Source organism: Bradyrhizobium sp. UFLA05-89 (genome assembly GCF_059803475.1).
In genome coordinates this window covers 65,561-79,934 of the sequence record NZ_JBANBA010000034.1, presented here as the reverse complement: position 1 = coordinate 79,934, position 14,374 = coordinate 65,561, and the positions used below count along the sequence as shown (strand labels likewise).

The following is a 14,374-nucleotide window of genomic DNA, read 5'->3' as shown; positions in this document are numbered from 1 at the left end:
TGATGCCGGTCATTCCCTCTTGCAGTCATTGGGTGAGGCTGGCGTTCGCCCGGACGCGATCAAGATCTGTCCTGGAGAAGTCTCCGGTTCGGCCCTCGTTCTGGTCGGTGATGACGGCTCCAACATGATCGTCATAGACCCTGGCGCCAATCTGAACGTGGGGCCGGAGATGGTGGAGAGCGCGGCCGAATTCATCGAGCTCGATGCGATTGTTGTTGCCGAAATGGGTATGCCGATCGCGGCGCTCAACCGGCTCTTCGAGCTGAAGCGCGATAAAGGCTTCGAGCTCATCTTTAACCCGGCGCCAGTAAGGCCAGGGCTTTCATCGGCGGCGTGGAGAAGCGTCGATTTCGTCACACCAAACCAGACGGAGGCTTTTGAACTGACGGGCATCGAGGTCGACGACTTCGACAGTGCCGCATACGCGGCTTTGCGGCTTCTTGATCTCGGGCCAAGCGCCGCGCTGATCACTCTGGGGGCGCAGGGCGCCTATTATGCCGACGCGACGCGCTCTTTTGCTCTGCAGGCTTTTCCCGTCAAGGTCGTCGACACAACGGCGGCCGGAGACGCCTTTAACGGAGCATTCGCCGCATCACTGGCCCAGCGGTTGCCTCTAAGGGAAGCCGTAAGGAAGGCGCTGGCTGTCGCCGCCCTGTGTGTGACACGGCGCGGCGCTCAAAACTCCATGCCCAATGCAGAGGCGGTTGACGAGTTTCTGAAATCCCAAACGATCTTGGAGTTGGAATGACCACACGGTTCTCAGTTTCCGATAGAACGGTCCTCGTCACCGGGGCCGGGGGCGGCATCGGCTCGGCCATTGTAAATGCATTTAGGGCGGGAGGGGCGAACGTCCTTGCCGCCGATGCTAACCTGGACAATCTCGAAGACATTTTGGCAAGCTTGCCCTATGGCAACGGCGCATTGCCGATGGCCATGGATGTCTCGCGTGAGGACGATATCGCCAGGGTTCTCGATGAGGTTGCCAGACGCTTTGGCCGACTCGATGTGCTGGTGAACAATGCCGGTATCAAATCTGCCCAGCCGCTCCTGAACGGCAATGCAGAGAAAATCGAGCGAACTATCCAGGTCAACTCGGTCGCTGTTTTGCGCTGCTCAAAACTGGCGATCGACCGCTTCATGAAAGCCAGGGGCGGCCGCATCATCAACGTCGGCTCCTCACTGTCCTCGCAGGGGGCAGTGTTCAACTACCAGGCCGGCGGCGCAGATTATTGCTTGTCGAAGGCGATCGTCCACGACGTGACCAAACTACTCGCCTATGAATGCGCGCCCCTTAAAATCAATGTGAACGCAATTGCGCCGGGAATTATCGATACGCCAATGCATGGGCGTCCGCGAGAGGAAACCGAAGCGCGCCACAGTGGCCGGATCCCCTTGGGACGGCTGGGGGTCCCGGAGGATATTGCTGGACTTGCCGTCTTCCTTGCGAGTCCGGCGGCCTCCTACATGACCGGGCAGATCGTTCACGTGAACGGCGGGATGCTGATGAATGGCTAGCAGTAGCTCTAAGATCGACTGGCCGCCAGTCGAAGCGATCATTTCGGATCTCGATGGGGTCGTTTATCGCGGGAACGCTGCGATAGCCGATGCTATCCAGGCATTTGGACAGTGGCAGGCGGCCGGATTGCCATTCTGCTTTGTCACGAACAATTCGACCCACACGCCGGAAGATGTCGTCCGCAAACTGGCCGGCTTCGGGCTTGTTATTGCACCCAAGGACGTCGTTACCAGCGCCATCACTGCGGCCGAGCTCGTCCGCGCGAAATACCGGGACCTCAACCGGGTATTCGTCATCGGCGCGCCATCGCTCGTCAAGGCTGTCAGAGATGTGGGGCTCGAGGTCACCGATCGAGCGGCGGAAGCGGTGGTCATGGGGCTGGACCGCCAGATCACACATGAGAAGCTGCGGATTGCGGTGGAGGCGATCCTGAACGGAGCGGAGTTCATTGGAACAAATCCCGATCTGCTCTTGCCGACCTCAGACGGATTCGAGCCGGGGGCAGGAGCTATGATCACCGCGGTGGCCGCAGTTACGAAAGTTGAGCCTGTCATCGTCGGCAAGCCCGAGCCGCATATGATCGAGACAGCACTTTCGCGTCTTGGAACCCCGCGCAATACCACATTGATGATCGGTGACCAGATTCCGACCGATATTCAGGCAGGCAGGCGCGCGGGCCTTCCGACCGTGCTGGTCACGACCGGGGTGCCGCCCCGGGAGGATGCGTTCCTGGCGCCGCCCGATTTCATCGTTTCTTGCCTTGCGGAGATTGAGGTGAGGCCGGCGCCGGCAGGAAGCCCGCGACAGAGGAGAGCCTGATGGCTGACGTCCGTTTGGAAGGGGTCAATAAAGCCTACGGGACCATCCAGATATTGCAAAATATCGACCTGACCATCGATCATGGCGAATTCGTCGTGTTTGTCGGACCATCGGGGTCGGGCAAGTCGACGCTGCTGCGGATGATCGGAGGGCTGGAGCGCATCAGCGGCGGGCGGCTCTTGATTGATAACGAGGTCGTCAACGACGTTGATGCGGCCGACCGTAACCTCGGCATGGTGTTTCAGAGCTATGCGCTTTATCCGCACATGACCGTGCGTGAGAATCTGGCCTTCCCTCTGCGTATGGCCAAAGTGGCGAGAGCCGGGATCGATAGCAGGGTCGCTGAGACGGCATCGCTGTTGCAAATCGATCATCTGTTGGATCGCAAGCCTCGGCAGCTCTCTGGCGGACAGCGGCAGCGCGTGGCGATTGGGCGCGCCATTGTGCGCGAACCCAAGGTGTTCCTGTTCGATGAACCTCTTTCAAACCTGGATACGGAATTGCGGGTGCAGATGCGGGTCCAGATCGCCAAGCTCCACAAGCAGCTTGGAAACACCATGATCTATGTGACGCACGACCAGGTCGAGGCCATGACCATGGCCGACAAGATCGTGGTGCTCAAGGATGGCAATATCGAGCAAGTGGGCACCCCGCACGATGTCTATCACAACCCGGCATCCCGGTTTGTGGCCGGATTTATTGGCTCGCCCAAGATGAATTTTCTCGACGGCCACATCGAGGCAGCTCACAAGGCGGGCATGGACGTCAAGCTCGATGCAGGCGCCACGGTCTCCGTCCCCGTCCAACCGGATCAGTTGCTCGTCGGAAAACCGATCACGCTCGGAATTCGTCCGGACGATTTCTCTCCATTCGCGGCGGAGGAGAGGGAGGTCGCAATTGAGCTCGACGTCGATCTCGTAGAGCATCTTGGAAGTGTCACCTACATCTACGGAAGTGCTGGCAAGGCAGCCGTGGTTGCAAAGGCGCCGAAGCCCGAGCCGCCGAATGGGGTTGGCAAGGTTCGTCTTGCGGCTTCGCCAGCGGACTGCCATCTCTTCATGACGAACGGAAAAGCACTCCGACGCTTGCATGCGCCGGCAAATTGGAGCTAGTTTTCGAAAGCCTGCCGTGCAGGAGGTGGGGGCCGGTATGCACATGCGGGCGGACTACGTAAAAAGCGGCGGGATCAGGCAGTTCTTCCGAAACTCCCGTTCGTTTGTGCTTGGCGCGGCAATCGGATCGGGCATGACTGCGCGCGCTGCCGAACGCGCGGGCGCGGATTTCGTGCTTGCTCTTAATGCTGGCCGTTTTCGCGCTATGGGTGGCTTCTCGCCTGCATCAATTCTTCCAATTCGCGATACCAATGAATTCGTGGCTGGCTTCGGCCGTACCGAAATCCTACCCTCGACAAAATTGCCGGTCTTTTTCGGGGCCTGTACCTTCAACCCGCAGCTCGATATCGACCGCTTTCTCGATCGCATCATCAGGTGGGGCTTTTCCGGAGTCACCAACTTCCCTTCCATCATCCACATTGATGACTACAGAAGGTCACTGCTTGAAAAATCCGGTCTTGGCTATGCGCGAGAAATTGCGTTCCTGGTGAAGGCCTCAGAACGCGGCCTGATGACGATTGGCTATACGCGGACCCAATCCGAAGTAAAACGAATGGTTGACGCCGGCACTGGAGCTATCTGCATCAACTTCAATCTCAACCGCGGCGTGGAAAGCGGGTCCGAGCCCCTGATCAGTCTGTCGGAGCTTGCCGCGCGAACGAGCGCTGTTGCGCGTGCGGCTCAGTCCATCGACAGAAACGTGATTTGCCTGCTTGGTGGTGGGCCAATAACCAAGCCCGACGAACTTTTGGATATCTGCCGCGAAACGGGCGTCCAAGGCTTCATCGGCGGCTCGTCGCTCGACCGCGTCCCGCTTGAAATGTCGGTCCTTGAGGTGACGTCGGGCTTTAAGACCATTCACTTACTACGGGAAAAGGTCGATCTCCTTGAGCGCCAGCTTCAATTGAGCGGATTCAGGCACGGCGTCATCGCGCAGTCCTCAATCATGAAACGCGTGCTCGAGACTGCAAGGCGCTTGGCCAGCAATCCCAATCCCGTGCTCGTTTGGGGCGAGGCGGGGTCAGGCAAACGACGAATAGCCAGCCTCGTTCATGCCTTTAGCGATCGGAAGCACACGAAGCCGGCGCTGTTTCATTGCCGCCCCGGTCCGGCCATCGATATGGTCGGCACGCTCTTCGGCGCCGAGGGCGACGAGAACAGGAGACGCCAACTATCGCTCCTGGAAGCCGCAAGCGATTCTTCGCTCTTGCTGATGCATGTCGATCAGCTCCCGAAGGATGGGCAAGAGCGGCTCGCCGACTATCTCGAGACGGGAAGCTTCACGCCGCTGAACGGCGTATCCGCTGCAAGGTCAAACGCCCGGATCATCGCAACCGCCACAGTGGCTCGGGCAGCCGGTTTGGAAAGTGTTCTATGTCCCCGCCTCCTTGCCTTCTTTGTTGGGCTCGATATAGGGCTACCCGCGCTATCAAACCGGCTGGAGGACCTTCCGCAACTCATTCAGCATTTCACGGTTGAGGCCAAGGGAGACGCGAACGCGCAAACGCTGGCAATAGAAAAGTCTGCATTCTTGGCGCTAGCGGACCATCATTGGCCCGGAAACTTGAGGGAATTGCGCCAGATCGTCAACCAACTTGTCGCTCTGAAAGACACGCATATAAGCGCAGAGGTGCTCAAACCCTTGTTGAACGCAGCGTCCCCCGCTAAGCCCACATCGGCATTCTCTGAGCGCGAATGGATCATCGAAGGGTTGAAACGAAACAAGCTTCACCGCGGAAAGACAGCCAGGTCTCTCGGGCTTTCAAGAAAAACCCTGTACAATAAGATGAAGAAGCTGCGGATCCTGGAATAACCTCGTGGCGCTTAGGTTTTTTGCACTTTGCGCTTCGAGCTCGACCCGTCGACGAGCGCGAACGTGGGGACTGTCGATTTCCGCGGACTAAGGCTTGCCAGCTCCATCTCTTCGTCAATCGTCAGGTTGAGAGCTTCCTCCGGTAAATAGATGATGCCGTCGAGATGCGAGCCAAGTTGCCTCTCTGCCGTTGTGATCTGAGAATCGTTGCCGGCGGCGAACAAGATCTTGAATCCCAGGCTCGCAAACCATTCCATTCGCCGAAGTTCGAGCTCCTGTCCGGTGTCAACCGGCACGCCGTCGGTCGACCGCTCAAGAAGGGATGCAGGTGGGAAGTTTATCACCCCCGTCATCCCGGCTTCGTTCAACAACTCGGCAACATCCTCCCAGCACGCGAAGGGATCGATCATGATGATTGCCGCATAGACAGGAGCGTATGTCCTCCGCAGTGCGCGCAAGTCTCGAAAAAGGCAGTCATTCCAGTCAATGACGGGCAAGGTGGCCATGACGAGCATGGAGCCTTGCGGAAGGCTTCGCAAAGACGGTGCATAGATTTCCACGGTCGCGCGTTTTGGTGCGGCCGACAGGCGGGTCGCAACTTTGCCAATAGGGGGCGCTTTCACGGCTTCTACCCAATATTACCCGTTTGGACGTTGCACCGATCTTATACGCGGTTTCAGCCCGGTCTAGATCACCTGGTATTCAGAGCGTTCTGCGGAGAAGGATTCTATTGACTGGGTGCACTGGGGCAGAGGTCCAGGATGAGAAGCTTGTTGAAGCCGTTGCTAACTTTGAATAGCTCAATTGTGTATTGCGATGCCACTGAGGGCTCGGGGCTAAGCGCGGGGCAGGGGATCGCGCACAGCATGTTTCAGTCCGATAGCTCGTGACAGGCAATCCGCCGGAACGAAGCCTTTTCCTCATCTGCCCCAGGCCGAGATACCGCTTTCCGGCGCTGTTCTGGGAAGAGCCCAACGTAGACAAACCGGGTCAAAGGCCTGCGGCGCGCTTCGCAGCGCCAAACGTGCCCGCTGGCAGACCGGTTGTCTGCCTCCTCCCTTGACTTGAGCCGCTGTTGGAGAAGCTCCGGCAGCGGCATCTTTTTAGCCGTCCGGGAGCTTCGTTGGCAGCGCGACCGCGCGCGAGCGTTACAAGGACGTCGCAGGCATCTTACGCCCTTGCGTTTGTGGCTTTCGCCGTGCATCCCTCCGCAGACGCCCGGACTCGATCGCCGGTGCCGCTCGAGATTTCTCAAGGGGGGGCAGGGCGCGACGAAGGCTTCGACTAGCTGTCGCCACGGCACGAGGGGGCAACGACGACCCGTCTCATCTATCGCAGCTTGTCGAAACTCGGCACCCACAAGGAACGAGGTGCTCTCCACGCGGCTCGCTTCTGGTCCTGCTCGTCGCAAGGCCAGAATCACGCAAAGGATCTTATCTGCCTTGGTACTTTGGTGGCCGCTTCTCAAAGAAGGCGTTCATTCCCTCCTGCTGATCAGAGGTGGTGAAAGCAACCCGGATCGCTTGACGTTCGAATTCGACGCCGGCATCGAGGGGCATTTGAAAGGCGGCTAAAACTGCAGCCTTGGCAAGCTCCGCCGAACGAGGCGGCTTGTGAGCGATCATGTCCGCGATTTCGAGGGCTCGCGCCTGTGCATGACCGGTTTCGACGACTTCGGCGATTAACCCCGCCTGCAACGCTGTACGAGCCGAAATAGACTGGCCGCTAAGGATCATCAGCATCGCCAGGGACTTGCCCGCCACACGCGTCAACCGTTGGGTCCCGCCGTCACCGGGCAGAACTCCGATGTTGATTTCAGGTTGCCCAAAGAGCGCGCCTTCGCCTGCGACGACGATATCGGCGAGCATCGCAAGTTCGTGACCACCTCCAAAGCACACCCCTTCTACGGCAGCAACAATCGGCTTCTGACAGTTCGTGATGTCGCGCCAATCGTTGCGCCGGACAGGATTGTTAATGGCCTCGAAGCCACGCAGCTGCATTTCCTTGATATCCGCGCCGGCAGAAAAGTACGCGTCGGTCCCGCAAAGGACGATGCAGCGGACGTCCTCATCTGAAATGGCTTCCCGCAAGGCCGACGCGAGCGCCGCGATCAGCTCATTGCTGAGTGCGTTTCGCTTCGCCCGCCTGTTCATCGCCAAGAGACGGACGTGCGCGAGCGGGGAGGTGCACAGTACAAGTTCGGATTTTGGAATCACGAAAGAAATCTCCAGAATAGCTGGGAGAAAACCCAGAACTTGACCTTAGCTTGGATAGCGTGACTTGCCCCCAGCCCCGGGGACCCAGAGCGCCTCTCGATTTCATCCATGCTCCCGAGCAATCAGGACAAGGCCGGCGTGTCCTCTCGACTACGGACGACGTAGGTGGGCATCGATCAAAGTTTTTGGCGGACCTAGCCGAAAGCCTTTCTGCTTCTTGCCTCCTGGATCGCGTGCTCCGAGAAGCCAAAGGACGACAGAACCTCGTTGGTGGCCGCGCCAACAGTCGCCGGGTGAATGCGCACGGCCGGAGGGGTTCGGGAGAGTCGGACCGGCAGCCCGGCGAGCGGCACCGGTCCGCGCCCGGGCACTTCGACCTGCCACATGATGCCGTTCTGACTTGCCTGAGGATGGCTGATCGCCTCCGGAATTTCATTCACAGGTGAGCAAAGCAGGTCTACGGCTGCTAAGCGTGCGAGCACTTCCTCAGTCGTCAAGTGCGCAAAGGCGGGCTCACAATGATGTTGGATCGTGGCCAGATTTTCGATCTGCTTTTCACGCGTGGCGAGTTCGGGACGCGCACTTATGTCCGGTAGGTTGAGCGCCTGGCATAACAAACCAAGAGGATTGTCGCGAAATAGCATCACGACGGCAACCCAGCCGTCAGCAGTCCTGACGAGCATCGCCTGGCGTATCCAGTTGGTTTTCACGCCATAGATGCTCTCACTGGCGATCTCGCACAGCTGCATCGCAAGTGAAACGTCGAACAAAGACGTCGACACCATTTGTCCGCGGCCTGATTTCTGCCGCTCGATCACGGCCGCGAGGATGCCTTGGACGAGCGACATGGCCGCGCCATAATCGACAATAGGAGAGTTGGTCAGCTGCGGAGGCTGGCGCTCTTGCAGTCCGCCCCGTGCCAGGCCGCTAAACGCCTGCGCTAGCATGTCCTGACCTGGCCGATCTGCAAGAGGACCAGCTTCCCCGAAACCGAAGCCTGCGGCATAGATAAGACGAGGATTGCGCGCGCTGAGATCGCCATAACCAAGACCCAGCCGTTCCATGACGCCGGGCCGGAAATTATGCATTAACACATCGGCGCGACCGACCAGCGTCAGGAGGATCTCCAAAGCGGCGGGGTTCTTCAAATCCAGGGCGAGCGTTCTCTTGTTCCTGCCCATCGCCGCGTAATAGGCACTCATCCCGCCAAGGCGGGTGGCTTCAAAATCGAGACCGCGTGTGATGTCACCCTGCGGTCGCTCGATCTTGATGACGTCTGCGCCGAGATCCCCCAACACCTGTCCGGCAAGCGGCACCTGCATGACCATGCCGACTTCCAGGACCACCAGGCCGTGAAGGGCGCCCCCGCTGTCGGAGGCAGTAGATTGATCGATCACGTCAGGCCTTTCTCACGCTGTAGGAGAGCCCGCTCCCATTTGACTTGGCCCAAACGCTATCTCGGCCCTTAGCCTACGTCAACATTATGCTATCTCAATATCAGATTGATATATCCCAATAGCGCGTTCTTGCGATGGGCACCTGAGGCGGAGGCAGCTTGATCATCGAAGTTTGGAGCGGCGATTTGCGACATTGAGCAGCTAAGCGGAAGTTAGCTGTGGCCGCCGGAGAGGGCCGGGGGCGTGCAACCGATCAGAGCGGGACGGCGCTCGGGGGCGAAAGTTTTTCGAATAACGGATGCTAGAGCCAGCTGAGCACTAGGCTCTTGGCCGGGATAAATATCGCGTTCACCGTCGCCATTGGTCGTTGTGAATCCTCTGAGACCTCTTTCAGCGTCACGGCGTCTGGGTGTTTTCGCATAAGCGAGGAGGGCGAGGAAACGAAGCCGACTAGCTGGCTGACCTTCAGGGTATTCGGCGTGGCGACGTTGAGTCTGCTCTTCGCCGTCTTTCTGATGCCGCTGCAAGCGCTACGATGCTTCGCGTTCCGCTCAATCATCTTTGTCCAGGTCCACCGGCAACTATCCCGATCGAAATTTGAGGATTGATGTCCAGGCCGTGCCTCGAACAAGATTCGATTGACCGACGTGGCGAAATTGAATCGAGCGGCATGCGTTTAAACGTGATCCAGAGACCCTTCGGATCTGGAACGAACAAAGCGGCACACCGGGCCTCAGTGGCGTCTCGTTGAGAGCGCGCGAGGTAAGTCCCTTCGCACAACTCAGATGATTGACATACTTGCTTCGTTTCCGACCTCTAATGCGGCTGCGACCTGACGGAGCGCCCATTCGAGATCTTCGATGTTTTCGGGAACGCCGATCGAGATCCTCAGCCCCGAGATCAAGGAGGGCTCAACCAGGAGAGCCGAAGGAGGCGTTGTAATAACGCCGCGCTGCAATGAACGGGCTGCCACCTGCTGTGCAGTGTCGCTTGGCAGGTCCAGCCAGACATGAAAGCTTGCCGGGTGGTCTGGACGTATGTGCGGCCTGAGTATTTGGGAGGCGAGCTTCACGCGCTTCTTCGCCTCCTGGACCAGAGACTGCTTCACACGGGCGGCCGTTCCGGTCCGGATCCATTCCGACACAATGAAGGACGAGATTGGCGAGGCCATCCAGCAGGTTGCGCGCATCGCTTGATGAATCTGCGCAAGGTACGGCTCGGGTACGACGAGCATGCCGATACGCAAACCCGGGGCCAAGCACTTCGATAGGGTGTTGACATAGAAGGTTCGCTCCGGCGCCAACGAGGCGAGTGGCTCGCTCGCCTCGTCAAGAAACCCATAGGCGTCATCTTCAATGATCAGGATGTCGCGCTTCCGTGCGATCCGCACGATCTCGCGGCGGCGCGCCGCACTCATGATCCTCGCCGTCGGGCTCTGTATGGTGGGAATGGCGAAAAGCACCCGCGCTGTCCCGCTAGCGGCCGCTTTGTCGAAAGGCCCGGGAAGCAATCCTTCACCGTCCATCGGCAGTCCAATAAGCTCGAGCTTTGCGAAATGCGCGAACGACTTCATACCATGATAGGTGCCGGCTTCGACAAAGACTTTGTCCCCAGGCTGGCAGATCGAACTGAGTGTCAGCGATATCCCGTGCTGTGCTCCGTTGGTAATGACAAGGTTGTTCGGATTGGCATCGAAACCTGTTTCGCGAAATAGGTTGGCGAGTTGCTCCCGGTGTTCTGAAACACCCGAGTGGGACAGGTATCCCACGTAATCGGAAATATCGGCCGTCGGGAACGTTGATGAGCTCTCGGCGAGCACCTTGGGCAGTAATGATGGGCCCGGAATGTTGAGGCTTAGATCAACGACCTTCCCTCCAGCCGCAGAGCTTGGGCGCTGTGATGCGACAAACGTCCCCCGACCAACGTGTCCGACAAGCAGCCCTCGCCGCTGACCCTCCGCATAGGCCTTGATCACCGTGCCGACACTGAGGCCAATATCTTCAGCCAAATCACGCTGGGTCGGTAGCCTCGTTCCGGCGGCAAGAACTCCTGCTGCGATGTCCCGCTCGACAGCTTCGAGTAGCCGGAGAAAGAGCGGAGCGTTGCCCGCCCGCAGGTGAGGATGCCATTTTTGCATTTTAATTGCTTATCTCAAATTGCCCATAGATCGCTATGCCAATCTTTGGCGTAGCTGATTCCAACTTACAATGGCAGCACCCTGACGATTTCCTGTTGCGCATCCGCAGCGAGGGGGTTGCGCAGCGGCCGCCCGAAGGTCGGAGACTCGATTTCGAACGTGTCGCCGCCCTGTAGCCGGACGCCGGCCGAAAAGCTTAAATTGCTTGCTCCGAAAAAATAGATGTGGATGTCCCCGGGACGCCGAAAAGCGCGGTACTTGAAGTGATGGTGCTCGAGGTTGGCGATGGAGTGAGACATGTTGCTCTCGCCGGAAATAAAATTCCCGGACCAAATAGGCGATCTGGCCCTCAGAACGCGGATCGTTCCAAAGACTTCGTCCGGAAGATCGCCCATGAGCAGCTCAGGGCCGTAGGAGCACTGCCGCAGCTTTGAATGAGCGAGGTACAAGTAATTCCTCTGCTCCATCACGTGATCTGAATACTCATTGCCAAGGCTGAAGCCCACCCGTAGGACCTCACCTTGTTCGCCGATCACATAGAGTCCGACAACTTCGGCTTCGTCGCCCCCATCTTCAGCGTAGGAAGGTAATGTGAGCGGTTGTTCGGGGGCGACCGCCCAGGAGCCGTCGCCTTTATAGGCCCATTCCGGCTGGACACCGAGCGCTCCGGGCGGCGGCTTTCCGCCGTCCACACCGAGCTTGAACATCCGCATCGAATCCGACAGGTCGGCTGCGGCCAACTTCGCATGCATGGCGTCTCGCGACTCGGCGCTACCGAGATGCGTAAGGCCCGTGACGGCGATCATGCACCGGGAGGGGTCCGGGTGATCGAGAGGCAGCAGCAGCCGCTTCTCGCTGACGATCGCATCGTAGTCGACCTGCTCCCCGAAACCATGGGTCTCGATGCACTCGGCGAGCGAAAGTCGCAGGCGTGCGGCCTCTAACGCCAAGTCGCGCACGCTAGCCGCGTTCTTCACTAAAACGGGGTCCGAATTGCCGGCTGCGAGAGCTGCAACATGGCGGCAACCGTCGGCAGATACAAATTGGATCAGTCGCACGGGGTTCAATTCCATTTCAGAGCGAGCCGCGCCAATCGCGGCAAGTCAGATTGTCATCCCAAATGGGATAGGTCAATCTGTAGCCAGACGCAGGTCAATTCTCGAGAATTCCACAGAAGTTGCTGGTATTTAGGGCTGTGGCCTGCGTGAACTTACAGCACCCTTCAGTATGCTTAGCGAATTGAGATGGCCTAATACGAAAATGAAATGCATCATTATTGACATTGCGGCAGCGCTATGTTGTTCTTCGTAGATAATTGAGATGCTGCACAAAGATGCAGCCCATGTTCCGGGGATGAAATGGATCGCCGCAAGGTTCTTGCTGGATTCGCGTCTGAGGCAGTTGACGCCCTCGTGGCGCCTGCAGTACGCGTCAGCGCTCCCGTCGTGACGTGGCGTCTCCAATCAAATTTCCCGCGCTCGCTCGGCTCGCCTTGGTCTGTCGTGAAGACCCTCGCGGCCTACAAGATGACGCTGAGTGGCAGCAAATTTCGCATTCAATCCCTCTATCCGGTCGGCTCGACGGTCGCAGCGATGGTATCGGCGCCCGCGATTGCGCAAGGGAGCAGAGGGATTCGATCGAACGGGCTTCGACGTCAGCTCGCATGCGCGAACCGCTACTTGAAATATCTTGATGAAGAAAGGCGGAGCCGCCGCCTGCGGTCGCTTAGGCATCCGTTCGCACCGGTGTCGCCCGAAATCTCCCTGGGCTTGCTCAACTTCGCGGGTCTTCTGAATTCACACGTATTGCTCTGGGCTCGCTACGGCCAATGAGTGACCCGCGCTCTCGCGCGCCCCGAAATCCTAAAGAATTTGCAGCAACGAGCGGAAGCAGACACATGCAAACAACTGCACAACCCTCCATCGCACTCGTTCACCCCGACAAGCAAGTTACATCGAGGTCAATGACAATTGGCCTCGGCGGAGGCGTCGCGCTTGAGTGGTACGACTGGCAAGTCTACGGTTTCATGGCGGCGTTTCTTTCGCCGCACTTCTTTCCCTCCAATGACCCAATCGTCTCTCTGCTCGGTGGACTGGCGGTGTTCGGAGCGGGTTTTGTGGCACGGCCGTTGGGAGCGGCTTTGCTCGGTCCAATTGCAGATCGCATCAGCCACAAACGCGTCATGATGATCGCGGTTACGGTAATGGCGTTGTCCTCGCTGCTGATCTCGGTCTTGCCGGCTCACAAGGACGTCGGGACCCTGGCCACCGTCGTGCTGGTTCTTCTTCGGCTCGCGCAAGGTCTTGCCACGGGCGCTGAGGCGGGGGTCGCTAACGCGATCGCGATCGAGTTGGCACCGCCAGGAGAGGAGGGCCGGTACCTTGGTTTGATCAATGGTACATTCGTCATGCTGGGCTCAATCGGAGCCAGCCTGGTCGCATTTTTGGTGAGTGCTTCCGTTGCTCCTGAGGTCATGCGCGAGTGGGCCTGGCGTGTGCCGTTTGCGGTTGGTGGCGTGCTTGGTTTGCTTATCATCTTTCTTCGCCAAGCCATCCCGGAAACCTTGATCGCTCGCGCGATGCACCGCGCGGATGAGATGTCGCGCATTCAGGAAACGACCGGCGGCGTATGGAAGACGCTCTGGAGCGTTCGGTTGTCGCTTCTCGCTGCTATTTTGGTGGTCGGTTCCGTGCAGCTTGCGAACTACACATATAATTTCGGTCTGCCCAACATCGCCAATGGGGTGTTTAAGGAGAATAGCACCTGGGTGTACGGCATCCTGACCCTTATGGGATTTTCCTGGATGATATTCTCACCGTCCATAGGCGCCTTTGCAGACAAGGTGCGGCCATCGCGCGCATTCATAATGATACGTCTGCTACTCATCCCATCGTTCTTCCTGACATTGCTCTATTCGCAACAGAGCCTTTTGACCTACTCAATTGTTATGCTGCTCGGGGGAGCCATGGTGGGCTGCAACATGGCGCTGTACAACTTCATAGCCACAACATTAATGCCGCGCACCGTGCGAACTACCGGCGTCGCGCTCGGCTATGCAATCGGAGCCACGTTGTTCGGCGGTACCACGCCGTATCTCCTCGTATGGTTGCAGCGCGAGAATCTGACTTGGATGTTCCCTATCTACGGATCGTTCATCGCGCTCTTGAGTGTGGTCGTCTATCAGATCGCCAAGAAGAGAGGCTGCGTCTACATAGGCGACTAGCTCAGTCTGCCCGCCTAACTCCCAGGGATACCGCCGTGTCAGTGCCGCCCACTCCGTTCTGGGGAGGGCGGCGCGCCGCGCCGTTGAGACATCCGCAACGAGTCCAATGGCTCGGAATCGTCCTCACTCCAGGTTCTGGCG

The 14,374-nt window shown here is 58.5% G+C and carries 12 protein-coding genes; 7 read left to right on the top strand and 5 right to left on the bottom strand.

The window, feature by feature from the left end:
* The 5 genes from SO139_RS19625 to SO139_RS19605 all read left to right on the top strand — a co-directional run.
* The coding region (locus SO139_RS19625) for a ribokinase (RefSeq protein ID WP_498540402.1) at window positions 1-748 on the top strand (748 nt) is incomplete at its 5' end.
* Window positions 745-1,515, top strand: coding sequence for an SDR family NAD(P)-dependent oxidoreductase (locus tag SO139_RS19620; RefSeq protein WP_449379864.1), 771 nt, complete (start codon window positions 745-747; stop codon window positions 1,513-1,515). The genes SO139_RS19625 and SO139_RS19620, both read left to right, overlap by 4 nt.
* Window positions 1,508-2,335: an HAD-IIA family hydrolase gene (locus SO139_RS19615; RefSeq protein ID WP_449379863.1), complete on the top strand. Its 828-nt coding sequence runs from the start codon at window positions 1,508-1,510 to the stop codon at window positions 2,333-2,335. The genes SO139_RS19620 and SO139_RS19615 overlap by 8 nt, the downstream gene beginning before the upstream one ends.
* Complete coding sequence (locus tag SO139_RS19610) at window positions 2,335-3,447, top strand: ABC transporter ATP-binding protein (RefSeq protein WP_449379862.1); 1,113 nt, start codon at window positions 2,335-2,337, stop codon at window positions 3,445-3,447. The genes SO139_RS19615 and SO139_RS19610 overlap by 1 nt, the downstream gene beginning before the upstream one ends.
* Window positions 3,425-5,260 carry a phosphoenolpyruvate hydrolase family protein gene (locus SO139_RS19605; protein WP_498540401.1) on the top strand — a complete coding sequence of 612 codons (1,836 nt, stop codon included), beginning with the start codon at window positions 3,425-3,427 and terminating at the stop codon, window positions 5,258-5,260. The genes SO139_RS19610 and SO139_RS19605 overlap by 23 nt, the downstream gene beginning before the upstream one ends.
* Window positions 5,261-5,271: 11 nt before the next feature.
* On the opposite strand, the gene SO139_RS19600 is transcribed toward SO139_RS19605, so the two are convergent.
* The 5 genes from SO139_RS19600 to araD1 form a co-directional block, all read right to left on the bottom strand.
* A complete protein-coding gene (locus SO139_RS19600; protein WP_449379860.1) occupies window positions 5,272-5,883 on the bottom strand; it encodes a hypothetical protein in 612 nt (203 codons plus the stop codon).
* Between the two features lie 810 nt (window positions 5,884-6,693).
* Window positions 6,694-7,476, bottom strand: coding sequence for an enoyl-CoA hydratase-related protein (locus tag SO139_RS19595; RefSeq protein WP_449379859.1), 783 nt, complete (start codon window positions 7,474-7,476; stop codon window positions 6,694-6,696).
* Window positions 7,477-7,670: 194 nt separating this feature from the next.
* Entirely contained in the window at window positions 7,671-8,873 is a 1,203-nt protein-coding gene (locus tag SO139_RS19590; protein ID WP_498540400.1) for a CaiB/BaiF CoA transferase family protein, read from the bottom strand.
* A gap of 781 nt (window positions 8,874-9,654) precedes the next feature.
* Entirely contained in the window at window positions 9,655-11,010 is a 1,356-nt protein-coding gene (locus tag SO139_RS19585) for an aminotransferase-like domain-containing protein (protein WP_449379857.1), read from the bottom strand.
* 65 nt (window positions 11,011-11,075) lie between these two features.
* A complete protein-coding gene (gene araD1, locus SO139_RS19580) occupies window positions 11,076-12,083 on the bottom strand; it encodes an AraD1 family protein (RefSeq protein ID WP_498540399.1) in 1,008 nt (335 codons plus the stop codon).
* A gap of 285 nt (window positions 12,084-12,368) precedes the next feature.
* Here araD1 and SO139_RS19575 point away from each other — a divergent pair, with 285 nt between their 5' ends.
* Together SO139_RS19575 and SO139_RS19570 are read left to right on the top strand one after the other, a co-directional pair.
* Window positions 12,369-12,842 (top strand): hypothetical protein, encoded by a 474-nt coding sequence (locus SO139_RS19575; protein WP_498540398.1) that lies wholly within the window; start codon window positions 12,369-12,371, stop codon window positions 12,840-12,842.
* 65 nt (window positions 12,843-12,907) lie between these two features.
* Complete coding sequence (locus SO139_RS19570; RefSeq protein ID WP_498540397.1) at window positions 12,908-14,233, top strand: MFS transporter; 1,326 nt, start codon at window positions 12,908-12,910, stop codon at window positions 14,231-14,233.
* Window positions 14,234-14,374: the final 141 nt, after the last annotated feature.